Genomic DNA, 26,868 nt, shown 5'->3' on the forward strand with positions numbered 1-26,868 from the left:
AAGTAATGGATTTTATTACTTACATATGGGATTGAACAACTATGTTTTTAGGAGGTAAGGTACATGGCTTATTCGTTTACGTGCAAAAATATAACGAAATCGTTCCAGACAGGTGAAAACGAGACGTTCGCATTACAGGACATCCAGCTCGACTTCGCCGAAGGTGACTTCATTTCGATCATCGGACCGTCCGGTTCTGGTAAGTCGACGTTGCTCAGTATTCTCGGGACACTCGATACTCCGACTTCAGGCGAATTATTGTTCGACGGAAAAGACATCTCTAAATTGAATGCGAAGCAACTCTCGGACTTCCGGTTCGAGAATATCGGTTTCATCTTTCAGCAGTTTCACCTCATCCCGACGCTGACGGCGCTCGAGAACGTGCTCGCGCCGCTCTTCGGACGCAAGGTTGACTATGATAAGGAAAAACGGGCACTTGAGCTTCTGGAGGAGGTCGGACTCGCAGAAAAGATTCACTCTCTCCCTTCGCAACTTTCTGGTGGACAACAGCAGCGTGTTGCTGTCGCTCGCGCACTCATCCATCGCCCGAAGTGGTTGCTCGCGGATGAACCGACTGGGAATCTCGATACAGCGACTGGTGAGGTCATCTTCAGTCTATTAACGAAACTGAACCGTGAGAACGCCTGTGGCGTCTTCTTCGTCACGCATGATCCTGAACTCGCCGCACGCGCGAACCGGACGATCACGATGAAAGATGGTCGGGTTGTCGATCCATCGGAGGTTCCTGCCTATGCTTAAGTTCATCTGGAATTCGTGGTGGCGTAATAAAGAACGATTCATTCTCCTTCTCGTCGGTGTCCTAATCGTCAGTACCGGACTGAGTTACCTAATTGGGACGACGCAAGCCAATAACGGAACAGTCGTCGACGAGCTTCAAAAGCGTTGGGGTTCTTCTTACGACATCGTCGTTCGACCAGAAGGTAGCCGTAGCGTAACGGAAGACTTGAAGTTGCTCGAACCAAACTATACAAGCGGTCTTGACGGCGGCATCACGCGCAAACAATATGAGACGATCAAAAAAATTACAGACGTCGAAGTCGCAGCACCGATTGCGATGATCGGAAATAGTTATGTAGATGCGAATGTCGGTACCCATACGATCACCGATCCCGGCATCTATAAACTGACGATCACCGATTCCCAAAATACCGGATTGAAGATGGAAAAAGATACGACAACTTCCTTCCTTGCTGCTGGTTGGGAACCTCCAAGCGGGACACGTGTGAAAGGCGTGTCTTTATTAGAACTCGGAGAACAACCATTATTCGCTTATGGTAGTGCGACGATGCTCGCTGGGATTGATCCGGAAGCCGAGGCGAAAATGGTCGGACTGGACCAATCGACTAAATCAGCTACACACAGCCGCTATTTTAAAACAGATGACAGTCCCGTCGACATGGGGAATGATGTCTATCAAATCCCCATCTTATTAAATCAGCGCGAGTACGTTGATGCCTTTCGGACATATAAATATGAAAAAGTCGATCTTCCATTACAGGACGATTCGATCAATACGACGATGGAGCAAGTTATTCAAAAAGGTGGCTACAAGTACCTGAATACGTTATCTTTATCGGATAAAAAAACATACAAAGTCACGACTTCGGATACGCAGAAGACATTAGTGAATGACATTCTAAAAAATACGGTTCCAGAAGAGCCACCCGGAAGCTTTAATTGGCTAGCACTCAAACCATCACCGATTTCCTATCAGAGTGTCGCTAGTCCCTATCCATCGCGGTGGCCATTCAGCTACCAGGTCAAACCATATGAAGTCACAAAAGATAGCCTACTAGCCAAACGAACGATGTACCGTGAAGCACGTCTATTTGGAACGGACATCAACAACATGCCTAAAATGCGATTCAATTATATTGGCATCTTTGATCCAAAAAAGCTAGACATTTCAAAAGATCCGTTGACAGAACTACCAATGGAGACCTACTTCCCAGCGAAGGCTCAGTGGGTCATGGATAAGAAGGATCGTCCAGTTAATCCACCACGTGATGTCAAACCGACAAATGATGCCTATGACTTCCTGACAAAACCGCCTTCGATGCTGACAACACTGGATGCTGCCTTCAAGTTACGAGGCAAAAAAGCAATCTCTGTCATTCGCGTCAATGTCAAAGGTGTCGAGACGATGAATGCAGAGAGCGAAAAGAAACTCCAAGCGGTCGCGCAAGAAATCGAAGATAAAACAGGACTAATCACAGATGTGACGCTCGGTTCCTCGCCGCAACTCGCTTTGACCTACTTACCCGGTTTAAAAGGAGAATCGGCACTCGGCTGGGTGCAACAGCCGTGGATCAAGCTTGGCTCCTCGATGGCGATTTTCCAAGAAGCCAAGGTTGGGATGAGTGGAGTCATCTTAAGCGTCATCGCGGTTGCCTTAGTCTATGTCTTTAGTTCGAATATCATTTTATTGTTTGCTCGGAAAAAGGAATTCGCGATTTTACTGTCGCTCGGTTGGCGCCCGCGTCAACTCTCGAAGTTATTATTCTTTGAAGCAACCCTTTTAGGAAGTTTCGTCACCTTGATTTCTTGGGCGATTCTCGGCTCATTCTGGTTGACGACGAACCATGCGACTTCAGTCGGACGTATCATCCTGATTGGTCTTGTGGGTCTTCTCATCTACTGGGGCGGCACACTGGTTCCGATGGCACTCATTCGGAAAATTCGTCCTTATGAGAGCATGAAGTCGGGGGAAGTTTCAAAAGGACGCCGGATTGTCCGTGCTCGGGGTATCGTCGGCATGAGCATCAACCAGCTCGCGACCTATTGGCAACGCACCCTTCTTTCAATCGTTGCGATTGCCTTACCTACAAGCCTGTTCATCTTCTTCCTGTTCGTCACGTTCCGCTTAAAAGGTGTCTTATATGCGACGTGGCTCGGTGAATTCGTCGCCCTTGAAGTTGGAACGATGCATTATGTCGCGATGGGCGTCGCACTCATGATTGCCATTCTAACGACGACAGAAATCATGTGGCAGAACGTCAATGAACGAAAAACACAACTTGCCGTCTTAAAAGCCACCGGTTGGCGAGATGGGTACATCCGCTCGCTTGTCCTGATTGAAGGGATGATGACCGGACTCTTTGCCGGTATACTCGGTCTACTCGTCGCTCTCGGGATGATTGGCTTTGTCTACAATCAGTTCCCGGTCAGCGAACTCGGCTTCTTAAGTACGATGTTATTGATCCCGATGTTAACTGGTGTCCTTGGTGCATTGCTTCCTGCACAACGCGCCGTACGAATTACACCAAATGCTGCCATCGGGAGTGTTGTCATCAACTCGAAAGCAACAGAACGTCGCTTTAAAATCGCCCTTGGAACGACTGGCGGAGTGTTACTCGCTGCCGTCGTCACCCTCTTCTTCTTCGCCTCGTCCGAAGACGTTGACACGTCGACAGCTCCGGTAACATCAAAAGCACCCACTGTCCAAACGACGGGAAGTAAGTTACGCGATATGAAAGGCGATTCAAAGTCAACTGAAAAAGCACCGTCTAAGACAACTGCAACGTCCATCGACAAACTGATGGAACAAGGTTTAGTTCAAACCTATCCGGGTGATCCTGTCAGCAAAAAAAGTACCTTCCACGTAGACCGTTTAATTCAGACACCACCCGCGTCGCTCGATTTACCGACATTAAAGAATGAACGATATGTAACGGTACCGGTAATTCTCCATGATGCCGCTTCAGAAGGTGATATAGGATACGCTACCTATCGACCAAATTTATTTGTAATGAGTGATTCTAAAGGTAATAAATATGAACCAATAGATTACGTCAATCATAATGAAAAAGCTTGGTCTTCAGGATACCAGTATTATCCGCCTTATCGCTCTAAGGTAGATCTTGTGTATAAAGTACCAAATCAAAAAAATAGTTATGTGTTATTAGCAGAAGGTGATGCAGTCGGCAAAAAGATTACAGTTAAAATTGATGTAGATAAGACTTCAAACTAAGTACGTAAATCTACAGGTTACAATTGATAGTATCTATAACTCAGTAGTTACCATAAACTGCTGAGTTATTTTTTTATAGTCTACTAAGATTAACATTTCGATAATGTGTGTAAAACGACCGTTTTGTATACAAAAATGACTATTCTCTCACAAGCGTATATTAAGTTGAATGATTGCAGTTTAAAAATCCATAAACTCGTCTTTTTATCAATGTATTTTTAAATAGTCATAAAACGTAAATAAGAAAAATAAAAACTGCGTATACATTTCGATGTCGAAATAAATACACAGTTTTTATTAAGTAATTTATTGATTTCTTAAGAACCGTTGTTTGACGTACATGACTAGAGTGACCCATCAACTGGTAGTGTATACAAGCAGCTCATGATCTCTAAAATTAATAAGAGTTAACCTGATCTGTCTCATTGGAGTATTTCCGCCTAATTTTTGATAAAAACAGAGAAAGATGTACCTATTTCGACATCGAAACGTATACATTTTTTCTTATGAATGGCTTTCGCTTCACATTCTATCCATCTGTTTATCGAAACGTTGTATATCATGAGGACGAATAGATTTGAAAAACTTTCGAACCATACTCCGTTTCACGATATCGTGTCTTTGTAAATGCATGCAAAAATCAATCAGTGTATGTTGACGAATGAGTACTTCTTTGTCCTCGTAGTTAATGACACGTAGATCAGCATCTGTGATCACTTCACGGATGTCCGCATCATCACTACAAATTAGTTCAGCGCTAAGTAGTCTGGCTGCTGCAAGACTATGAATTTCTCCTAGATCGTTCGTGTGTTTGAGTGGACGCCCTTCTCGTATTTTCTTTTCGTCGAGTTGTTCAAATGCCACTCGAACTTCTTGTAAGTATACAAGGTAGAGCTCATACAGTGCATCAGTCTCAATCGATACTTCGGATTCCGGATTGAATAGAGTCCATTTACCTTCCGCTATCAAAACCTCTATTTTTTCTCTCACTGAAGAAATTTTTAGTTCTTCTAATATTTCAATATGGATGATGATGCGTCCATACAAACGATTCAACCAATCAAAAACATCAGCTTGTCGAAAACTGGCTGCATGGATGATGATGTTCGCATCAATGAATACAGGTTCTTTAATCATCCGCCGAATCCTTTTGTAATGCTTGCATCATATCTTCTTGTAACGCTTTTGCCAGTGTAGGTTGATAGACAGAAAGTTTGTTTGCTGCACTTAAGCTAGTAACGCGTTCCTCTTCTACTGCTCTGACAACCTCGTTCTCATAAGCGGAAAACGATTCGAACCGCTGTCGTTGATCGAGTGGACTTGGGGAAACACCTAATCGGCTCCGTTCTTTTACCCATTCTTCCTCCCGTTCACTTAAGTCAGAGAAACGATATCCAAGCTCTCGTAGGCGCCGAACTACTGAAACATAGGGTACTTGGGCTATGTCAGCAAGATGAATAATCGAAAGCTTCGTTTCATACGATGCTTTGAGTTTTTCCCATACCTCTTTTGTCGTACTTTTAGGGAGCATGAGTGCTGCTGCAAATCGATCAGCTGCCCGCTCATGATCAAATCCACTTACTTGATACTTGCTCACTTCAGACAAGTGCCAAAGTTCGTGAGCAGCAGTGAAATAGCGCATCCGCAACGATTGATACGAGTTCAAGGCAATGAACTCTTTCCCGGACATATGTTTGATCGCAGCACCAAAATATGCCTCATCCTCGACGTATTGAAAAATGAGATTCGCCTCCTGAGCCAACACTTGCTCAATGTAGGAACCAATGAAGATTGGACTATCAACAACCTTTTCTAGAAAGCTAGCCGCAAACGATTCAGCAATTTCTTCTGTGATCTTGATCGATGGTTTCATGACCGACTCCCTTTGAGTCCGATATAATCCTCTATAGCGAATTTCAGACGCTCTAATTCCACTTTAGAACGTCGATTCGATAACGTACCGCGTAACTCGACCGTCATACGTTCTTCTTTCATAGAAGCATCTGACGTCAAATCCTTTACAGATACCTCGAGTGCATTGGCGATATCGACAATACGTTGTGGTTGGATGACACGACTTTCGTTCAACATGTGTCCAATCATTGCCTTACTGACACCAATCTCTTGCGCTAACCACTGATGCGACTTTTGATGATCTTCTAACCAAGATTTAATGTTCTGAATGAGGATTTGATTTGAACTCATACTAGCACCTTCCTTCATCAATAAATATAGCATTTATTGTAGTCGACTACAAAAAAAATACTTAATGATTTGAAGTCTATTTCGAATAATTATTAGTTTTGCAAAAGACGAATTGTAATATTAAGTGCAACACCTAGCTGAAAACACAAAAAAACCCATAACGACCTCGTGTAGAATAGAGTTACCACACAAAATTCAACGGAGGATTCGTTATGAGCTATGTTCATCTTACCACATCAGAAAGAGTCAAAATAGAAACTTATCTAGAGCTTGGATTTTCAATGCGAAAGATCGCTCAGCATCTCGGACGACAGCCGTCCACGATTTCACGTGAGCTCAAACGGAATCCTTCCTACAATGCGATCAACGCCGGACGGCGTTATGAGATGCAAAAAAAGAATTGTGGAGCACGCACGCTGTTCAGAGCTCCGCTTGGCTCATGTATCCTTTCGAACTGCGAGAGACATGGTCTCCCGAACAGATCGCCGGACGGCTCTTTCACGAACAGGGACCATCGTACAGTACAATCTATCGATGGATATATAAAGGATTCATCAAGAGCGATTTAGGCGTTTTACGACAAAAAGGAAAGCGCCAAAAGCCATGTGAGACAAAAGGTCGCTTCAACATCGGGCTTCCGATCAGTAAACGTCCGTCGGACGTCCGGGGTCGAGAAACGTTCGGGCATTGGGAGTTGGATACTGTCGTATCGGGACGAGGGCAGACAAAGGCGTGTGTCGCGACATTCATCGAACGTAAAAGTCGGTTCTATATCGTACTACCGATGGTCGATCGTTCTTCTCACTCGATGGAACATGCCATACGAACACTTTACTCTTCTTTCCCATCGGGAACGTTTCAAACCATGACGACGGATCGCGGTAAGGAGTTCAGCTGTCACGAACGGATACAGGACTCTCTTGGTATCCCAATGTACTTTGCGGATCCCTATTCTTCATGGCAACGTGGCAGCAATGAGAATGCCAATGGTCTTCTCCGTGAGTTCTTCCCAAAGGGAACCAACTTCGGAATGATCAACAAGACAGAATTAGATTACGCACTTTCTAGAATCAACAATCGACCAAGAAAGTGTTTGGATTGGAAAACTGCATATGAGGTCTTTTCCGAAGAAGTGTTGCGCTTAATTTGACAAACCGTCCTGCTGTTATCCCTACATAGGCTGCAATAGCACTAAATAAAAATTTCATACATTCAAAGAAAAAATTCATATCACCTTCAGATAAATTAAAAATAATAATAACACCTAATAAAAAAAACAGATACTAGTATCAATATGAATTTTGTTAAATCTCTAGAAGATTCTTGAATGATAACTCCCTCTTAATTTAAAGTATTTTAAAACGAGTCTACTTATCTGTAGGCTCGTTTTTTCTGTGTTTTAGGGTCAATTTTTGGTGCTGGAGTAAATTCAAGATAAAACTGAATACCTTCACCATGTCTACAAATAGAGCTGTCTTTAACGACAACCATAAGGATTAATTCTTTACGAATAGACATTTTACCTTTTAACTTAACATCTTCTTCATCTAGATAACTTATCATGATTTTCCCTATCGGAGAAATAGCTTCTCCTTCAATTAGGTGCTGTATAGTTGGTCTAACAAATGATGAAATCGGAGACTTACTATCTTGCCTTTTATACAATGACATAATCGAGTAATGTTTGCAGAGAACCATAAACTCGTTTGGTATTGGTAAATGGACATCTTCCCCTGGCCTAATAAACGGGATATAGGTTATTTGATCTGAACTAGCGTAACTAGCGTCCGATACAGAATAATGGTACTTCTCATCCTCATTCATTGAAGCTTGATCAGCCAAATAATTGACAGTATGGTCCATAGTAGTAATTTTTAAATACCCTTTACGCTTTTCAACGCTCAAATCATATGATGGATATGTCGTTGGGGCGACAACATCATAATTTCCCTGTTTGTCAACATCATACAAAACTGAATAATAATTAAATTCATCTAGATTCACGAACTCAAAATTATATTCAATATTTAGGCATACTCCCTTCCCAATATTCAACAGATGGAGCATATTGAGTTTACTCTCTTCATCTATTCTTACTTCTTGAATACTAATTAAAGATTTTTTAAATTCCTTTTTTGATTCGTTATAAGACTCAGGCGAGTCGTGGTGAGAATAAATAAGATCATACAGTGTTGTGGCGACATATTTAGTTGGACTATAAACATGATCCTCTTTATACATGGGCGGACTCATTTTAAAAGTGTTTATTTGCGAACTAGAGACTAAGTGTGAAGATTGTTCTCTAGACTCTTTGTCTTGAGTCATCTTGATTGATTTTCTAGATAATTCTGTAGACTTCGATGAATTTACTACCGTTCCAATACCAACAGTAGCGGCAAAGGCAGTAAGCGCAAGTTGATAAACTTTAAGATTTTGATCGGTAAACTTCTTGAATGGATAGCCGTACCAAAGAATAAACATAATAATCATTAAACAAATAGGTATAACAAAGTATAGAACACTAGCTTTTTTAATTCTATTCACACGCTTCTCTCCTCTTAAATATCTTATTAAACCCTTCTAAAAAACGAGTCTACTTAATTGTAGGCTCGTTTTTTCTGTGCTTCAGATTTAGAAAGATTTACTTCTAAATAGTACCTAAGGCTATGATTTTCTCGTTTTATTTCGACATCTTTCAGGGAGACTTGATATGTTAACTCTCTCCTCATATTAGGATTTATTTCACCAGTTCTAATTAAACTTTCTTCAAAAAAACTAATCTTTAGTGAGCCGATCGGCTTGATATGTTTTTCCTTTTTCCACTGTTCAAAATATTCTTTTTTTGCGCCACTGATAAGCTCACCATTTTCTACTCTATTGAAAAAATAGCTCATGTTCATGTAGTGTTTGCACAGCATCATAAAATCATTGGGAATTTTAATATATAATTCATCGGTTGGCTTTATTATATTTATATATTCAACTATATGTTGTTCCTGCATCATATAGTTGAAATCCGTCCCATTTCCTGCATCTCTCCATTCAGGATATACCTCGTCAACAAATCGTTCTATATAAAGATCGTTAAACATTAAATCAAGATTTTCATCTATCTCCATAGAGTAAGCAAAGGGCTCACAATCTTCATGAGTTTTTTGATACAAGAACTTATAGTCTGGTTTAAGGCTATAATTTTTAAAATCACTTAAATTAAGAAACTTAAATGAGTACTCTAAGTTTACACATGACCCTTTCCCTACATTGATTAGACTAATTATAGAACTATCAGCTGCTTTTTCGTAAACATGATCACGAATTGAATTTAAAAATGATTCTCTTTCTTTCTCAGAATTTACTCTTCCATAAGGGTCTCTTTCGAGATCAGGTATATTTTTTTCTTTAATTTCTTTTAAGTGGTTGATCAAATAAATAAATTTTTTAGTATAGAATGGAGCATTTAAAGAGAATAACTCAATTGCAGACAAAGGAATAAGATGTGAAGCCTGTTCTCTTTTTTCTTTATCTTTGGTCACTCTCATCGATTCAGCTGCAGTATTTGCTGATCTCGCTGAGTTAATGATTGTTCCAATACCAACAGATCCAGCAATTGCCGTTATAGCAAGCTGCCAAATTGACCTAATGTCGTTTGTTGTTTTGGCAGAAGCAGAATATTGTTTTGCGTATTGAATTGAGAACCACGTAACAGTTCCCACGAACAAGAGCAATACAGCGTTTATCCAATGTTTCGCTATAAATCGTTTAGTTTTCTCCACACTATTCCCCCCTTAAAAGGCTCTGTATTGCACTGCAACAATATCCAATACACGTCGATACACCTCATGACGCCACATTGGTGTCCAAAGATCAGACTTTTCCTCACAAACAGAAAAACAGCACTCTTGTTCCTCGATTGCTTGCAATAAATCCTCATGAACAAAAAGGAGATCATGCAAAATATGCGATAGATCCCATAAATCAAGCAGCTACCGCGTGTAAACGTATCCTTGAAGTTGCCCCAGAGAAATTTGAGGATATAAAAAAATGTTTATATTCTCAGTATCATTGCAAGCTTTTCCTAAAATACCAACTTATAATCAAATGCTTATCCCAATTAAAGAAAGTTTTCATCCTCACACAATAGAAGTAGATTATCTGCTTTAGAACTTCTAGCACTAATTATAAGTAAGTTTGACTTTTCTATATTTGATTTTATTTCAGACAAAAAAGCAAGATGACTATGTACCTCATCCTAATTATTTCTATAAAAACTATGGTGAAATCAATCGTACTAATTTTTTACAAACTTCCTTAAAAGAGTGTTTTTCGGAGATTTTTCAAACATTTTTTAAATAATTTTATCAACTTTTGATTATTTAGATGACTACTTATAAAATATAAAAAGAATAAATGTATACAGTAAACACTAGCTACATTTATTCTTTTTATTATTTTTGAAAACCTTTATAAAAGAATCGAATTATTTTGCTTTTAAATAATCCACTATAGCTCATTTCTATTGTTCTAGTCGTCCCATAGTTCTTCCATCAACTCATCAATTTCGTTCGAGAGTCGCTGCCGTTCTCGCTCATCCTTCTCGATATGACCGTATTCATCGATCCAGATGACATCGCCTGACTCGACCGTTATCGGGAAGCGGGAAATCAGGATGTCACGCATCCCGTCATCGAACTCGACGACGACCCATTTCTCTTCAATTCGGTCGATAATCCCTTTTCGCTTTTTCATTTCGATTTCTTGATCGTGTAGGACGATCCGTTCCCTTCGAAGACAATTGTGCCACTCTTATCGGTCCGCAGCATCGTCGCCTTCGCACGCTTCAAGTTCGTCACGACTTCCTTCGTCGGGTGTCCATACGCGTTCTTCCCGACACTGATGACGGCGTACTTCGGTTTAACGTACTTGAGGAACGTCGCGCTCGTCGATGTCTTCGCACCATGATGCCCGACCTTGAGAACGTCTGCACGTAGCGTCTTCTTCTTCGCGACCATGTCCTGTTCCGACTTCAGTTCCGCGTCTCCCGTGAACAGGAACGTATTCTTCTTATAGGCGACATGTAGGACCGCACTCCAGTTGTTCAGATCACTCTTCGCATATTCTTTGACGGGTCCGACGAATTGTGCCTTTACGCCTCCTTTGACAGGAAGTGAGACACCAGCCTTTGCCGTCTTGATCGTCAGCTTCTCGCGTTTGACCGCCAACAAGAAGTCCTTATAGGCTTGCGTCGTGTGCTTGACCTTCGGTGCGTAGACGCTCTTGACCTTGAACGAGTCGAGGACTTCATCAAGTCCCCCGATGTGATCGGCATCGGGATGCGTCGAGATCAGTACCTCAATATCACCGACCTTCTGTTTCTTTAGATAGGCGACGAGTGCATCACCTTTCCCCTTGTTTCCACCGTCGATGACGACATCCTCGCCGCTTGGCATCTTGATGTAGATTGCGTCGCCTTGACCGACATCGATATAGTGGACCTTGATTTTCGGTGTCGCTGCCTCTGCGCCTTGTAGTGGTCCAACGAGTAATCCAACACTTGCGAGCGCTAAGCTCGCACCTATCCATTTTCTTTTCATCTTTCATCGCTCCATTCCTGATTTGTAAGTTATCTTCAGTATACAGTGAATATCAGGAGAAAGTTGGACATTTTTCCCACCCATTCATTTTTTCTTGATAGGTCGTATCTTTTAACGAGAAATATATAAAAAAACAGACCTTTAACAGGCCTGTTCCAAGTAATGTTGCTGAATGAAAGCGAGCAAAACATCGACATCGACGAACCAAGTCACATGCTCGATGCAACCGTCTACTTCGCGTACAAACCGAACTGCGCATCGAGTATTGTCATCTTTTGCGACCATTCCATCATGTCGTTCCATTTTTTAGATTCCTCATCCATCAAAACTGTACTCATTGCCTCACTCCTCCTTAGTTTGCTTGAATACAGCATACAATCGGGAGTAAAGCTGTACGAACTGCGTTGATTCAAATAAGCGTAAACGTTATCTGAATCAATAAAGGAGTTAATCAAGCATTCAAATTGGTTTTCAACACATCCTTCAAAAAATGACTATAATTCGAGATGATAACATCACTTCTTCACTGTCCATCTGTTCAAAATTGTCTCAATGTCTAACAATACTCAACGTACTCCCTCGAATTCATAGAATGCAGGAGTCTTCACCATGTCGGCATTTATTCTTAACATTTCAACCAATGAAGGCATTAGTTCTTTCGCGGTTTGGTAATCCACCCATCTTACATCTATGACTTCCTTATCCGGATCCATGATATCGATTCGTCCGCCAATGATTTGAACGAAGAAGGTAATGATTAATGCATGATGTCCCTTCTCCGAGAAGAAGACTTCTCTAACAGAATGCATACCGGTGACCTTACTTTCAAACCCTGTCTCTTCTCTTACTTCACGAATGACCGCCTGTTCTAGCGTCTCGCCTTCTTCCACAGCCCCACCTGGCGGACTCCAGTAAAAAGAGTCACCTTTGACGTTCTTCACCAATAATATATTTCCATTCTCATCAGGGATCAGGGCTGAAGCTACATCTATACGTTTCAAAGTATCCCTCCTTTGGTTATTATCGCCTGTAGAAATAATTATCTTACTACTCCTAATCTAATATAAAGCATAAAAAAAGTAGATCAGATGTAGACTAAAAATGAATCGTGAATCTATTATTCTTCACTTCGCATCGACTAAAACGGGATGTCATAATGGGACTCTTTCTTCTTTACTTCATCCCGTGTTTATCAAAAATTTATTTTCTGGTCTTCTTACGCTCCGTGCCCTGTGTCGCAAGGAACAGGAACGTAGAGATGCCTCACGCCAGTGATTGGTAGCTCTCGTTATCGGTCCGGCAGGAGGGCAGCGGTGCGATGAGGATGTTGCTGCGATGCAGCGTACAGCCTCACGCATGAGCCCGAAAGCTCTTCTCTTGTCTCTACTAACACATACAAACTAAATCGAAACGTATAGAGGATGATCCACTCAAAGATAAAAGATGGACATACGTACACCGACAGCAATTCTACTACTTCTTCTATGACCACTTCCTCCACAACCAGAACCTCTCACGAATCGACACAAAACGATACGAAGCCTCTCTGGCCCGCAGTGGATTCGTCCACTGCGGGCTTCTTTCCTCACTTGGATTTGGTACAAATCCATTCCGTATTTGCTTGTACATCCTTCAAAGAAAAACGGATCCGTTTTTCGTCCATGCTTTACGCGCGGACAGGACGGGAGTGTCCCACCTGTCTACGCTGAATGATACATTTAAAGCAATCCTTGGGCTTTTAAACTGACGTAATCGTCTCCTGCCCCGACGACGATATGGTCAAGCAATTTGATACCAATGATGCGTCCGACCTCAATCAAGCGTTCCGTCACCTCAATGTCCTCAAGGGACGGCTTCGGGTCCCCGCTCGGATGCTGATGGCTGACGATGAGCGACATCGCATTGTTGAGGATAGCGGACTTGAAAATTTCACGGGGGTGGATGATGCTCGAGTTGATGCTCCCGACGTGCGCCCGGTGGACGGCGATAACTCGGTTCTTCGTGTTTAGTAGGATGACGAGGAACACCTCACGGTCATCGTCCTGGATGAAGCGTTTAGCGACAAGGAAGGCATCCTCGGGTGATGTGATGTGCGTCGTCTCGAGGGCGACGTCCGGTTCCCGCACCTCTTGGCGGATACGGGTAATTTCGACGAGTGTAGTCAGTTTCATGGAAAAGCTCCTTTCGCGAATGAGATGCAGTCCGACACGGTGCCGTCCTGTTGACGGGAACGTAACGAGCGTCGCAAGACGGGGCAAGGGTGACCGCAGGGAAAGATCAAAAAAAGCGGACAGCGCACCGGGACGAAGGCTTCCGGAGTCCGCGAGCGAAAAGCTTGCTTTGAGCCAAAACGCGGAGGAAGACGAGGAACGGTAGCGGCTTTTTTTGATGGCCCTTGCGCCGACGAGGAGCGAGCTAGAGTACAGAAACAGGACGGCTTGTGGTCCTTTTTATCAGACAGAGCGGCATCGCTCTGATCCATGCTTTTAGATGTGACACACAGTTCTTTAACTAACATAAAGGATGAGTAGACTATACTTTTGAAAATAATATCAACAAAAAGAACGTTCCTCGCATTCCCTTACTAGAAATATGTTTAAACAAGACTAAGTGAGTATGCTTATATCTTAATCGCATGCTTGCATTTATTTCTCATTAGGATTGTACATAGGTAATAATTTGAGTTGCTTCACCACACTATTTTTAGAAATATATGGTAAAATAATTTCAAAACAATTTAATCAAATCAAAAATCTAATGCATGTCGATTATTTAATTAATCAATTTGACTTCTGGAACGATTATGAGTTACTTGTATTTCCGGAAGACATAATCAAGGAGAATGAGCAATGATTGAATACCGTGAAGATGATGATATTAGCTATCTAGATTTAGAAAATTGGATAAATGACGAGAATAACTCAGCCATAAATGCAATTATTGATTTTAGTGTACTCGTTAAAGGAATAAAGTTCATGACGTTTAAATCGTTTCAAAAGGCTCTCAAAAGTAGCGGAGAAATTTTAGTTATGCAAATGCATACCTATTTCGATTTAGAGGGGCATCTTATTACAAAAATAAATAATTCAAGATATCCGAAACGAATCCATGAAGAGATTAACAAGGAGATCCAGAAACATAATGACGAGGTGGCACATCTCAACTGGCGTGATCCTACAGGAATCCATATTTACTTCGTTCATAATGGCGTTTTAATGTATTACTCGGGATGGAATGATCACTTTTACGGAATCGACGACGCTGAGACAGCCTTAAAACTTATTAAAGACGAAGTATCCAATAGGTACAGCGAAAGTGAACTAAATAAAATGGAAAAAGAATATGACGATGAGAGAAAGGCAGAAATTGACTTAGTCACTAAATCAATTCTTGAAGATAAAGGATTTCACGAGTGTACCAATCACTCCCTAAGATCCATGTATCTAGATGAGTTACTTAAGAAGCATCCAGAATATCGCGAGAAGCTAAGATACGGTGGTTTTGGAAAACTAACAAATTACATTGATTACGTCTGGAAAATTTATAAAAGTAGATAAGCTTAATATTACTGAAAAGTGATTAATATAATGTTTTTCCTTCTAAATGCCGATTGAATACAAATCGACTTAAATACAAAAAAAGATCTATCATTCTTATCTGTGATAGATCTTTTTGAGTTTTTAAAAAATACGTTCACTTTTTACATACGCTTCTTCTTTTGCTCTTATCTTAGCAATTAATTGTTGATTTAATTCTTTACCATCTTCCCCTCTATAAATTCGAGCATGACAATTAGGACAAATAGCCGCAACATGCTCAGGATGATCGGGTCCACCATCTGATAACCGCAACAAATGATGAACATCTAACGCATTACCTGACTTTGCTTGAAACGGATCAGGCATTTCACATGACTCGCATAATCCAGCTGCTCTTTTGTGCGTATAAGATTCTATCGCATCAAATCACTTCTGAACTTGTACTTTTTTCTGCTGGATCGTCTCATTCCGTTCGAAGTATCGTTAAGCGCAAGCTCTCGTAGTTCTTGAAGTGTTGCTTTCTTAATTCTTTTCCTGTTTCGCTCGTAAAGATAAAGACCATGGGAGACTTAGCAGACATACTGATGCCACGTTCTCGACTTCCTCCGCACTCATCATGGATTTCACTTCGTTTGTATACCTTGTTTTGGATAAAAGGAACTGTCACTAACAATGAACTGAACCCCGAATGATACACTTTTTTTCAAGTGTCTATCATTCGGGGTTCAGTTCAGATGTGAGAAAAAGTGTACTTTTTACTTATTTTAATTTTTTTACTTTGCATACTCTTTCTCATAAAATTGTCCGTTTTGGCTTTTAAGACTACAATTTTAAAGAAAAATAAGAAAATATAAAAAGAAGTCTATTCTTTAATTTGTGTAGTAGTAAAAAATGACTGGTTTAGCGATCGACAAGAACCAACCATGACTATTCATTTTAAATACGAAGTGTAATGCAAAATATGACAACAATGAGAATATTGTTTCTCTTTAAGTAAATTAAAATGTTAGAAACAATTCTCCTACTCGCAACACCCTATTTATCGATATTGTATCAGTATTCAATACAATTACACCTTTTTGATTTCATTTCAATCTTAGGCATATCTCAAATTAATAAAAAACGAATTAATCACCATTGATTGTTTTTAAATCGGTTAGAAGTAAATTTTATATAGTAGTGACAGTAGTGATAGAAAATTCATTAAATACCATGGTAAATATAAACTTTAAAAATCAGAAAATTTAATTATTAAATTGGGTAATTAAATTAAAATTGTATATAATAGTAAACAAAGGAGGTGTATGAAAAAATATATCCGGCGTTGTGATTTATTAACAGTCAACGAATTCTATTGATAAGGATATATAAAGATTTATATATTAATCCCTAAAATACCCATTTTTATCAGTAAAAGCTTTTTAATAATTGAGAACAGTACGACGTATCCAATCATTTTTAAAGTAAAACTAAAATTAATTTCAAAAAGGAGAAATGATTATTATGAAATATGTACCTTGTGGTGACTCTGGATTTTTAAGAAGTTCTTACTATTGCAGATATACCTCTTCATGTGTGGGATATCCTTCATTCTCACAGAAATCTCAATTCAAAAAAACGATAGATTCCCGAGATGGTACACTCTGTAGAGATACTTTTATTAGCTGCTACTGTTAAGCAAAGTTTTTATATGCTTAACATAGAATAGATTTTTAACATTACTTATAAGATCAATTATTATCTTCATAATAATTGATCTTTCTTTAATTTGGAGGCTAGGATCTAATGAATAGCTCATTTCAAAACAATTATTTAGTGAATAAAAATAAAGAATTAGAAAACATTTTTTTAAATGCTTTAAAAAATTCAATCTTGTCTGGTGATTTGAATGGATTCTTAGCATTACATAGATCTGATAATACCTTTTTTTTACTTGAGCAATGCAGATGGTTTACTGCAATATCCAACTCTAATGATACAAATAAAACTAAATACAAAATCACGAAATTTAATATAATAGATGTGGATAACCGTCGGGTATTGAGCGTTACAATATCTATTATAATTGATGAGACGATGAAAAAAGAATTAGTAGGATTCTATGACCTTGAAATATTTAAAAATCGATTATTCATTAAATTTCACAGTAGTTTAGATAAATCTTTAGAGAGCAAAAATAATAAACAAATATTTTATAACAGCTCCCTAAACCTTGAAGCTAAAATAGTTTCTGATTTTTTAGAAGAGATAATTATTTTTTTTAGGAAATCATTGAAATTTGAATTTAATTCAATAGATATCAACATCTATCTTTTTAATTCTCTAGATTCAATTTCTTTTACTATTCCTGAACATTCTGCTTACGGGTGGTACGAATCAAAAGAATCAATCAAGATATTTGTACCAGATTATATAGAACACAGAGATATTTTTTTAAAGAAAGTATTGTTACATGAAATGACTCATTTATTTTTAGTACAAATATCCAATGATAATTTATCACTTTATTTCCACGAAGGATTTGCAATGTTTATAGAAACTTACCTCTGTGAAAAAACTCATAAATTGAAATTCTCAAATAATCGTTTAAAAAAACAAGTAATTAATTCTATGACTATATTGGATCATTTGGAATGTGACTTAAAATCTTTCGAAGCAATTAATAACTTGAAAGAAGATAATGGAATAGAGATATATCATCAAGGTTTTTTATTTACTTATTTCATTATCAATAAATATAGTTTGAATTATTTTTTAAAGTTTATCAGTTCATTATCTGCATTTGATTACCATGAATCTGCAACTTCCCAAAAATTTAAATTACTATCTTCTTTAACTTCATCTAAATTTAATGTTTATTTTCCACGTGAACTAAGATCCACAAAAGATTTCTCAGCTTTTTGTAATTCGTTTTTACACTAATACACATTTTTATTACTAATAGTTAACCCCTCAACACAAGATGTGTTGAGGGGTTAACTATTACACGTGTAATAACACTCCGAGATTAATCAGACTAAGATTCTTTTATCCCGAACCAAAAAAGAAATCTACTTCTGAATAACATCTACGATGATCCCTATGTAATCTAAGTTGTTATGAACTGACCATGGATCTCTGATCAAAAATGCTTCGGAATTAACCGTATCCATTTTTCAGATTGATGCACTAATACACGATTGATCTGCTACAAGATATACTTGTCATCAAGTTGCTAAGGCAACGTACAAACACTATTTCGTAGGTTTCCCCTAGAAATCTAAATCTAGACAACAGAAATCTGTAATATCAGTGTTATAACCATGAGATGAGAATAATTTAACTACTATCAGTTCGAGATAATTGTCTTACAATCTATCAATCGTAATAAAAATTTAGTAGATAAAGAGCAATACACGCAATAAATTCTATTTAACTTTTTCGAAACTTCACGACATATTTATCATTACATTCATCACTATAAATGTGAGCATGGTCAGTAAATCTTAAAAGGTGACTCCGAAAAAAAATCGAAGTCACCCTGTACCATCATAAAGTCCACATACTTTTATTATATGACTTATTTTGTAGAACTGAGTTCAAATATTATGAAGAAATCGTATTTTTCACTGTCTAACAGCACACCTTAAACAATAATTCCATCTTTGATTAAATACCCTAACAGTTATACAGTTTCTAACATAGAAACATCAACTTTTCTATTTTCATCAAGTAAAATATTATACAAAGTATTTACATCTTTTAGTACTGTTGTCATTTTCACTTTACCTTTTTCAATTAAAAAAACAGACGGCGTAGTCTGAACTCTATAACTGGAAGCAATAAAACTTTCTCTAATATAGTAAACTCTTTCCGGCAACAAAGCTCTTATCTCATCATCACTGAATTGTGTATCTCTATTAATGACAACAATATTAATATCGTAATTTTCTTCTACTTTTTTTATGTGTTGTAATACTACTTTACAAGCTGGACATTGAGAGTGTGCAAAAAATAATAATGTATTTTTTTCATTGAAAATTTTAGAAGCTACTACTTTTCTTTTTGATTCATCGTAAACTCTGAACAATGGTGCTTCTTCACCAATCTCAATCATCTCAAGCAATGTGCCTCTAATACTTTGAATTTGCTTTAAGAAATTTCGATTATACTTTAACATGTGATACATAGATACTGTAAGCCCCATTGTAACAAGTAAAACTAAAAGTAGTAATGTTTGAATAATCATAAATTTCCCCTCCTAAAATTTAAATTGTTAATCGTTTATTAATTTTTTTAATTGTATTCAATTGTCTTTGATATTCTTTAAGACTTCCGTACATAAATATAAAACTAACAGCGATTAACAACATCACGAGAATTTGATAAGCAGTAAAGGTAGTACCTTGTGAATAAAAGTAATTTAAAGCACCTAGTATTATTAATGTAGTGTTTCTATAAAGGTGTTTCTTTGATAGAAAATCGCTCTCTAATACCCCACCACACCCACATGAGATTAAAACATTCCCTTTTAATATGTTTTTAAATATTGCGAAGCTATAAATGATCATCAATGATATGTATAAAATCAAAGCATATAAATTAAAGAAATTTGTTAATAGGCTCAAACCAATAAAAATTTCAATTGATATACCTAAAACCAAAAATACTTTAATTATTTTTTTAGGTATAATCTGGTATGCTTCTATTTTTGATTTCGATACAGAAAAATTCTTTATTTTATCGTATCCTGATGTCAACATAAGAAAAGCTATCACGTAACCTATTGTCTTTATTATTGTTTCAAACATGAGCAATTCTTTCTCCTTCTCCAATTAAATTTTCGACTTGCCCGTGATACAACTTTGAGTACTCTCCATTAAGACTTACTAATTCTTCATGGTGTCCATCTTCAATAATGTGTCCATCTTTCATATATATTATTCGATCAGCTAACTTTGCTACATTTACTCTATGAGTAATATATATAATTGATTCATCGACAAGATTACTTAAAACATTTCGAATAGTATTATATTCACTTTCTGCATCCATGGCAGAAGTTGGTTCGTCTAAAATTAATAGATCACTCTTTTTCTGAAGGACTCTTACTAAAGCTAATTTTTGCCATTGTCCACCAGAAAGCTCTGTTCCGTGATTAAACAAATTTCCTAATTGAGTATCATATTTATCCGGCAATTTTTCTATAAATTTTTTAAGTCCAACTAATTCTAATAAATGATGGTGTCGTTTAGTTATTTCATTACTTTCTCCCACTACAATATTCTGTAGTACATTGAACTCGTAACGATTGAAATCTTGAAACAGAATACTTATTTTATCCCAAAATGTGCTCAAATCAATTTCTTCTAAAAAAAACTTCTCATTTATTTTTATTGATTTTTCAGTATTGTAAAGACCAATTAAGCACTTAATCAATGTAGTTTTCCCCGAACCATTATTACCCATTATTGCAATTTTATCTCCTTTTTGAATGCTGAGATTTACATTATTCAGTACAGTATTATCTCTACCTGGATAAGAATAGTTTAAATTAATGATCTCTATCGTATCTATCTTATTAGTTTTGTACTTTAATTCAGATTTATCTTTTAATAATGGTGAAAATTCTTTGAATTCTTTAACAGACAAAGAAGATTGATAGCTATTAGCCAAATTATTAGCAAAAGAAGGTATAATCCCCTGAAGATTTTGAATTGCTTGAATAACAGCTGTCATCGCAGCAATAGAAAGTATTTTATTTGATATCATATTGATTACTAACGTAGTCGAAAAGATGAATGACATCGTTACTATCAATTGTGCTGCAAATAAAAACTTCATTTGATTAACTTCTAATGAAATATGTGATTTTGCATTAAATTTAAATGCTTTTTTCCACAATTCTATAATATAACTTTCTTTCTTACCCATTTTTATCTCTTTCAAATATGTTTTATTTATTAAAAGAGTTTCTAAATAGCCCATTTCTCTTGCATTTTCTGATAAATCTACACTTAAATCGTATCGATTACGTCCAAACTTTAATTCTATATAAATCAGTGGAAGAATCATGATAAAGATAATTAATGTAAAAAGTATATGTATATTAACTAGATAAATCGTCACGGAGATTAATGATATCAATGACTGAATCATTAACAAAAGTCCTTCAAAAGTTGAAAGAATACTATGTGAAGATTGAGTAGCTCTCATGTATTTATTTTGGAAATCTGAAGATTCATATAGTTGATAAGGAATATGGATAGATTTATTCAAAAGATCGCTTTTAAAATTTTGCTCAAAAGTATACATGATTTTTTGATGTACTACTGAATTTAAACTATTGAGAATAAAGATTGATAAATTAACAGCGATTAAACCTACGCTCCAGTAATAACTATCAACATAAGTAGAGTTATTTTTGAAAGAAGTTAATAAGCTTGAAAATAGCCTTTCCGTACAGAAGATATTTAAAACTGGCCCTATTCCTAATAGTAACTTTATTAATAATTGTAATAACGACAAATAACGACTATGGATCCAAACCAATTTGATACTAAAATAGATTGACTTAAAATAATTTTTAATACAAATAACCCCTTTCTTGGAAAAAATATTATTTTATTATTGACTACTACCATAATTAAGAATATTATAAAAATTGTAAAAAGTAAATATTCAGACAATACTTTGTGAAAGGATTTTAATAATGTCTCTATTTACATTAATTCTTTATGTAGGTGTCGTAGTTTGTTTACCATTTGTCGCTTATACTACTTTCACTTTGATCAAATGGTCGAAAAATTATAAACTTTGGACAAAACAAATAATGGAGGAAGAATCTGGTGATTTACATTTAGCTGAAGAAGATGAACATCCTAAAAATCTAGTTGTTGGAAATTTTATTGTAAGTCCTATCAACGACCCTAATAAATCAATTGAACTTTACTCCATTATCAAACCAAGCTCTCTTTTTGTTTTTTTAGATAAATCATGTGCATTTTGTAATGGTAACTTTGAGGATTTTATATCTTTACATAAAGAACGTGGATTCGATTTAAATAATTTAATTATTTTTTTCGAACGTTCTCAACTAGAAGTTGCTTCAACTTTTAGTCAATTATATGAGTCTTCGTTTTCAATATACTTAACTGAAAATGAAGATCTTAGAAAATCACTTGAAGCTCCATTCTTACCTATATATGCGCAAATAAATTCTGATTTTCAATTAATACTTAGAACTCCCTCTCCTATTGCAGCATTACATAAAGCTGTCTAACCTAATTTTTTGTATTTTTCATTGAAAGGAGGTGAGAAAAATGAAATATGTTCCATGTGGAGATAGTGGTTTTTATAAAAAAACAACTTATTGCGCATACGATGCAACTTGTTATCGCTTAGTTAAAGATAATGCTTTGTGGCGCCGCACTACAGATTCACGAGATGGCACTTTCTGTAGTAAAGTTGTCTCGGCATGCCCTTGCTAATTAGTATATGTATTTACATACATTTTTTAGTAAGTATTCTTGAGAGACACCTGCATAGGTGTCTCATTTTTTCGTTAAAAATAAATGAATTTTCTGTTTTTTGTAGAATACTAACAACAAGTGGATATCATAAAATTGGAAGGAGTCAATTTAATGTCATTCTCATTTGAATGTAAGAATATTTCTAAAATTTTTGATAGTGGTGAAAGTAAGATGGTTGCTTTAAATAGTATCGACTTAAAATTTAAAGAAGGAGAATTTGTCTCAATTATTGGACCATCTGGTTCCGGAAAGTCTACCTTACTTAGCATTTTAGGTACTTTAGATACACCAACTTCTGGCGAACTATTATTTAATGGTAAAAGTCTTTCAAAACTAAATTCCAGACAATTATCAGACTTTCGTTTCGAAAATGTTGGATTTATTTTTCAACAATTTCATTTAATCCCTACTTTGACCGCTTTAGAAAATGTACTCTCACCATTATTTGGACGGAAAGTTGAGTACGATAAAGAAAAACGAGCTTTAGAGTTGTTAAAAGACGTTGGTCTATCTGATAAGATAAACTCTTTACCGTCTCAACTATCAGGCGGACAACAACAACGCGTCGCTGTCGCACGTGCTCTTATACATCATCCCAAGTGGCTACTTGCTGATGAACCCACTGGTAACCTTGATACAGAGACGGGCGAAGTAATATTTACCTTATTAACTAAACTAAATCGTGAGAATAGTTGTGGGGTCTTTTTCGTCACTCATGATTCCCAGCTCGCTACTCGTGCAAACAGGATAATTACGATGAAAGATGGTCGTGTAGTTGATGCTTCTGAGGTTCCTGCTTATGTTTAAGTTTATTTGGAATTCTTGGTGGAGAAACAAAGAACGTTTTATCTTACTTCTCGTTGGGGTTTTAATTGTCAGTACCGGACTCAGCTATCTAATAGGTACGACACAAGCTAATAACGGGACAGTCGTCGACGAGCTACAAAAACGTTGGGGATCATCATACGATATTGTAGTTCGACCTGAGGGTAGTAGGAGTCTGACAGAAAACCTAAATTTACTCGAACCAAACTATATGAGCGGGCTTGATGGTGGGATCACTCGTAAGCAATATGAGATAATCAAACAAATAACAGATGTTGAAGTTGCAGCTCCTATCGCTATGATTGGATATAATCAGACTATGTCAAGTGTCGGAACTCATACTATCAATGAGCCTGGGATTTATAAATTAACCATCAAAGATTCACAAAACACAGGATTACGTACAGAAAGTTTTAGTTCTTCTCTCTTCCTCGCTGCAGGATGGGAACCGACAGGGGATAGTCGCAGTGCAGGTGTATCTCCTCAGCAACTTGGAAAACAACCGCTTTATGAATACGGAAGCCAAGTTATGATTGCGGGAATCGATCCGGAATCCGAAGCAAAACTTGTAGGTTTAGACAAGGCAACTCAAAAAGCTAGCCATAGCCACTATTTTACTAAAGAAGATACGCTTAATGACGTAGGAGACAATACAACTGAAATCCCGATATTGTTAAATAATCGTGAATACGTTGATGCTACGCGTACGTATACATATGAAAAAGTAAATCTTCCTCTGAAAGATGAATCTATCAACGCAACCGTTAAAGAAATACAAGGAAAAGGAGGAGAAAAATATTTAAAAAGTCTTTCAACTTTAGATGCTAAGAAATACACTGTCACAACTCAAGATGTTCAAAAGAAGTTAGTTTCTGATATTTTGAAAGATACATTACCTTCGGATGGTGATGGTACGGCTCTCCCCTTTACTTGGATTGCTTTAAAACCTTCTCCTATCGATTATCGAGCAGTCAAAAGCCCTCATCCTTCCAGATGGCCTTTTACCTATCAAGTCCAACCAAAACAAGTTAAAGAAGATTCATTGATTGCTAAACGGAGCATGTATCGAGAAGCTCGTCTATTTGGTCAAAATAGTGATACTTGGCCTAAGGTCCGATTAAATTACATCGGCGTGTTTAACCCTAAAAAACTTGATGTGTCAAAGGATCCACTGACAGAATTACCAATGGAAACCTACTTTCCAGCTAAAGCACAATGGGTTATGGATAAAAACGAACGTCCCGTCAATCCAGTTCGAGATGTCAAACCTACAAATGATCCATACGATTTTCTGACCAAACCACCATCAATGTTGACAACGCTTGATGCCGCTTTTAAAGTTCGTGGTAAAAAAGCAATTTCAGCTATTCGTGTCAATGTAAAAGGTGTCGAGACAATGAATGCAGCAAGTGAGAAAAAAATTCAAGCTGTCGCGCAAGAAATCGAAGACAAAACTGGATTAATCACAGATGTAACACTTGGTTCCTCTCCACAACTTGCGCTAACTTATTTACCAGGTCTCAAAAATGAGTCTGCCCTGGGTTGGGTTCAACAACCGTGGATCAAACTCGGCTCATCGATGGCAATTTTCCAAGAGGCAAAGGTCGGCATGAGCGGTATTATTGCAAGTGTGATTGCTGTTGCACTTGTTTATGTCTTCAGCTCGAACATAATCCTACTGTATGCTCGAAAGAAAGAGTTCGCAATTTTATTATCACTAGGATGGCGACCACGACAGCTTTCCAAATTACTGTTTTTAGAAGCAACTTTACTAGGAGCACTTGTCGCTTTGATTTCTTGGACAATTCTTGGATCATTTTGGCTAACAACAGATAATCCGATTGCTTTAATCAGAATCGTGCTAATCGGTCTTGCCGGTCTACTTATCTATTGGGGTGGAACACTTGTACCGATGTATCTTATTAGACGAATTAAACCTTATGAAACAATGCGTTCGGGAGAAGTTTCCAAAGGACGTCGTTTCGTTCGCGCGCGTAGCGTTCTTGGAATGAGTATCAATCAACTTGCGACTTATTGGCAACGTACTATCCTCTCAATAATTGCAATTGCCTTGCCAACAAGTCTGTTCATCTTTTTCCTCTTCATCACCTTCCGCCTAAAAGGCGTACTGTACGCGACCTGGCTTGGTGAATACGTTGCACTTGAAGTCGGAACGATGCATTATGTCGCTATGGGTGTTGCATTATTAATTGCCATTCTGACAACGACAGAGATTATGTGGCAAAATGTTAATGAACGAAAGAGCCAGCTTGCTGTTCTCAAAGCAACCGGTTGGCGTAATCTCCAAATCCGTTTACTTGTTTTAAGTGAAGGAATGATGACGGGGTTATTCGCAGGACTTTTAGGACTGATAGTGGCGCTTGGAATGATTGGATTTGTGTACAATCAATTCCCCACTAATGAGCTTGGATTCTTATCTAGCATGCTCCTTATCCCAGTGGCTACAGGTATAATCGGAGCTTTACTTCCAGCACAACGTGCAGTGAGTATACCACCGAATGCTGCGATAGGGAGTGTGGTAATCAATCACAAAGCTACAGAAAAAAGATTTAAAATAGCTCTAGGGACTGTTGGAATTGCATTATCCGTAGGAGTAACATCTCTGTTCTTGTTTGCTTCTACCGAATCTACAACTTCTCAAAGTATATCAGCTCCACCAGAAAAACAAACGCAGGGTGAAAAAATTAAGAATCTTAAAAATAAATCGATTAAAAGCGATGGTACTACTGGTAAGAGTGATGATCAAATTCTTCAATCACTTATGGAAAAAGGTATCACTCGTACTTATCCTGGTGATCCCAAACATCAATACGATACATTCCATGTAGATCCTATAGTTTCTACTCCAAAAGAATTGAAACTAAAAGAACGTACTGGTTATCGTTATATTACCGTTCCTGTCGTTTTAAAAGATTCTGAAGATGAAATGGGCGGAGCTATCACGTATAGACCAAATCGCTATACACTAACTTCACTAGACAACAAAGAATACGAGCCAATCGACTATGTAAATCGTAACGAAAAAGCCTGGAAAAACGGTTTTCAGTACTATGCACCACATGAATCGCGAGTCGAGCTAGTGTATCAAGTTCCTATCGATCAAAAAGTATTTGTTATGTACGCATCAGATGATGCTTTTCCAAAACCGACAACTGTTAAAATTGAGTTAAAAGATAGTTGAATAC

20 protein-coding genes and 1 pseudogene are annotated in these 26,868 nt (G+C 37.5%); 8 read left to right on the forward strand and 13 right to left on the reverse strand.

The annotated features are described in order from the left end of the window. Positions 1 to 63 precede the first annotated feature (63 nt). Together K7G97_RS17000 and K7G97_RS17005 are read left to right on the forward strand one after the other, a co-directional pair. On the forward strand, positions 64 to 759 hold the full coding sequence (locus K7G97_RS17000; RefSeq protein WP_035399390.1) for an ABC transporter ATP-binding protein: 696 nt from the start codon (positions 64 to 66) through the stop codon (positions 757 to 759). Beyond that, positions 752 to 3,991 carry an ABC transporter permease gene (locus tag K7G97_RS17005; protein WP_035399388.1) on the forward strand — a complete coding sequence of 1,080 codons (3,240 nt, stop codon included), beginning with the start codon at positions 752 to 754 and terminating at the stop codon, positions 3,989 to 3,991. The genes K7G97_RS17000 and K7G97_RS17005 overlap by 8 nt, the downstream gene beginning before the upstream one ends. Before the next feature lie 522 nt (positions 3,992 to 4,513). Here K7G97_RS17005 and K7G97_RS17010 read toward each other — a convergent pair. The 3 genes from K7G97_RS17010 to K7G97_RS17020 are packed head-to-tail and all read right to left on the reverse strand — an operon-like array spanning position 4,514 to position 6,196. Beyond that, positions 4,514 to 5,128, reverse strand: coding sequence for a hypothetical protein (locus K7G97_RS17010; protein ID WP_223042070.1), 615 nt, complete (start codon positions 5,126 to 5,128; stop codon positions 4,514 to 4,516). Next, complete coding sequence (locus K7G97_RS17015) at positions 5,121 to 5,864, reverse strand: ImmA/IrrE family metallo-endopeptidase (protein WP_223042071.1); 744 nt, start codon at positions 5,862 to 5,864, stop codon at positions 5,121 to 5,123. The genes K7G97_RS17010 and K7G97_RS17015 overlap by 8 nt, the downstream gene beginning before the upstream one ends. Beyond that, positions 5,861 to 6,196 carry a helix-turn-helix domain-containing protein gene (locus K7G97_RS17020; protein ID WP_223042072.1) on the reverse strand — a complete coding sequence of 112 codons (336 nt, stop codon included), beginning with the start codon at positions 6,194 to 6,196 and terminating at the stop codon, positions 5,861 to 5,863. The genes K7G97_RS17015 and K7G97_RS17020 overlap by 4 nt, the downstream gene beginning before the upstream one ends. Positions 6,197 to 6,408: 212 nt before the next feature. Here K7G97_RS17020 and K7G97_RS17025 point away from each other — a divergent pair. Continuing rightward, positions 6,409 to 7,346: pseudogene (locus K7G97_RS17025) on the forward strand (IS30 family transposase). 221 nt (positions 7,347 to 7,567) lie between these two features. On the opposite strand, the gene K7G97_RS17030 reads toward K7G97_RS17025, so the two are convergent. The 6 genes from K7G97_RS17030 to K7G97_RS17055 all read right to left on the reverse strand — a co-directional run bounded on the left by K7G97_RS17030 (position 7,568) and on the right by K7G97_RS17055 (position 13,958). Further along, positions 7,568 to 8,740: a hypothetical protein gene (locus K7G97_RS17030; protein WP_223042073.1), complete on the reverse strand. Its 1,173-nt coding sequence runs from the start codon at positions 8,738 to 8,740 to the stop codon at positions 7,568 to 7,570. 53 nt (positions 8,741 to 8,793) lie between these two features. Continuing rightward, positions 8,794 to 9,969 (reverse strand): hypothetical protein, encoded by a 1,176-nt coding sequence (locus tag K7G97_RS17035; RefSeq protein ID WP_223042074.1) that lies wholly within the window; start codon positions 9,967 to 9,969, stop codon positions 8,794 to 8,796. Between the two features lie 748 nt (positions 9,970 to 10,717). Next, positions 10,718 to 10,942, reverse strand: coding sequence for a DUF3006 domain-containing protein (locus tag K7G97_RS17040; protein WP_223042075.1), 225 nt, complete (start codon positions 10,940 to 10,942; stop codon positions 10,718 to 10,720). After that, on the reverse strand, positions 10,939 to 11,787 hold the full coding sequence (locus K7G97_RS17045; RefSeq protein WP_223042076.1) for a ComEC/Rec2 family competence protein: 849 nt from the start codon (positions 11,785 to 11,787) through the stop codon (positions 10,939 to 10,941). Before K7G97_RS17045 ends, K7G97_RS17040 begins: the two co-directional genes overlap by 4 nt. A gap of 566 nt (positions 11,788 to 12,353) precedes the next feature. Next, the gene (locus K7G97_RS17050; RefSeq protein WP_223042077.1) at positions 12,354 to 12,788 is read right to left on the reverse strand and encodes an NUDIX hydrolase; all 435 of its coding nucleotides are present in this window, start codon (positions 12,786 to 12,788) and stop codon (positions 12,354 to 12,356) included. Between the two features lie 717 nt (positions 12,789 to 13,505). Next, positions 13,506 to 13,958 (reverse strand): JAB domain-containing protein, encoded by a 453-nt coding sequence (locus K7G97_RS17055; protein ID WP_316500060.1) that lies wholly within the window; start codon positions 13,956 to 13,958, stop codon positions 13,506 to 13,508. A gap of 678 nt (positions 13,959 to 14,636) precedes the next feature. Here K7G97_RS17055 and K7G97_RS17060 point away from each other — a divergent pair. Next, the gene (locus tag K7G97_RS17060; RefSeq protein WP_223042078.1) at positions 14,637 to 15,344 is read left to right on the forward strand and encodes a hypothetical protein; all 708 of its coding nucleotides are present in this window, start codon (positions 14,637 to 14,639) and stop codon (positions 15,342 to 15,344) included. Positions 15,345 to 15,467: 123 nt separating this feature from the next. On the opposite strand, the gene K7G97_RS17065 is transcribed toward K7G97_RS17060, so the two are convergent. After that, positions 15,468 to 15,743 (reverse strand): HNH endonuclease, encoded by a 276-nt coding sequence (locus K7G97_RS17065; RefSeq protein ID WP_396133881.1) that lies wholly within the window; start codon positions 15,741 to 15,743, stop codon positions 15,468 to 15,470. Positions 15,744 to 17,111: 1,368 nt separating this feature from the next. Here K7G97_RS17065 and K7G97_RS17070 point away from each other — a divergent pair. Next, complete coding sequence (locus K7G97_RS17070; RefSeq protein WP_223042079.1) at positions 17,112 to 18,248, forward strand: hypothetical protein; 1,137 nt, start codon at positions 17,112 to 17,114, stop codon at positions 18,246 to 18,248. A gap of 742 nt (positions 18,249 to 18,990) precedes the next feature. On the opposite strand, the gene K7G97_RS17075 is transcribed toward K7G97_RS17070, so the two are convergent. From K7G97_RS17075 to K7G97_RS17085, 3 genes are read right to left on the reverse strand one after another with little or no spacing between them, the layout of a single operon-like run. After that, a complete protein-coding gene (locus K7G97_RS17075; protein ID WP_223042080.1) occupies positions 18,991 to 19,554 on the reverse strand; it encodes a TlpA family protein disulfide reductase in 564 nt (187 codons plus the stop codon). Positions 19,555 to 19,573: 19 nt separating this feature from the next. Further along, a complete protein-coding gene (locus tag K7G97_RS17080) occupies positions 19,574 to 20,116 on the reverse strand; it encodes a MauE/DoxX family redox-associated membrane protein (RefSeq protein ID WP_223042081.1) in 543 nt (180 codons plus the stop codon). After that, the gene (locus K7G97_RS17085; RefSeq protein ID WP_223042082.1) at positions 20,109 to 21,833 is read right to left on the reverse strand and encodes an ABC transporter ATP-binding protein; all 1,725 of its coding nucleotides are present in this window, start codon (positions 21,831 to 21,833) and stop codon (positions 20,109 to 20,111) included. The genes K7G97_RS17080 and K7G97_RS17085 overlap by 8 nt, the downstream gene beginning before the upstream one ends. Before the next feature lie 184 nt (positions 21,834 to 22,017). On the opposite strand from K7G97_RS17085, the gene K7G97_RS17090 reads away from it, so the two are divergent. From K7G97_RS17090 to K7G97_RS17100, 3 genes are all read left to right on the forward strand, one after another. Beyond that, complete coding sequence (locus tag K7G97_RS17090) at positions 22,018 to 22,587, forward strand: hypothetical protein (protein WP_223042083.1); 570 nt, start codon at positions 22,018 to 22,020, stop codon at positions 22,585 to 22,587. A 361-nt stretch (positions 22,588 to 22,948) separates the two neighbouring features. Beyond that, positions 22,949 to 23,644: an ABC transporter ATP-binding protein gene (locus K7G97_RS17095; RefSeq protein WP_223042084.1), complete on the forward strand. Its 696-nt coding sequence runs from the start codon at positions 22,949 to 22,951 to the stop codon at positions 23,642 to 23,644. Continuing rightward, the gene (locus K7G97_RS17100; RefSeq protein ID WP_223042085.1) at positions 23,637 to 26,864 is read left to right on the forward strand and encodes an ABC transporter permease; all 3,228 of its coding nucleotides are present in this window, start codon (positions 23,637 to 23,639) and stop codon (positions 26,862 to 26,864) included. Before K7G97_RS17095 ends, K7G97_RS17100 begins: the two co-directional genes overlap by 8 nt. The last annotated feature ends 4 nt before the right edge of the window (positions 26,865 to 26,868 follow it).

Source organism: Exiguobacterium acetylicum (assembly GCF_019890935.1).
In the GTDB taxonomy this organism is placed as follows: Bacteria; Bacillota; Bacilli; order Exiguobacteriales; family Exiguobacteriaceae; genus Exiguobacterium_A; species Exiguobacterium_A abrahamii.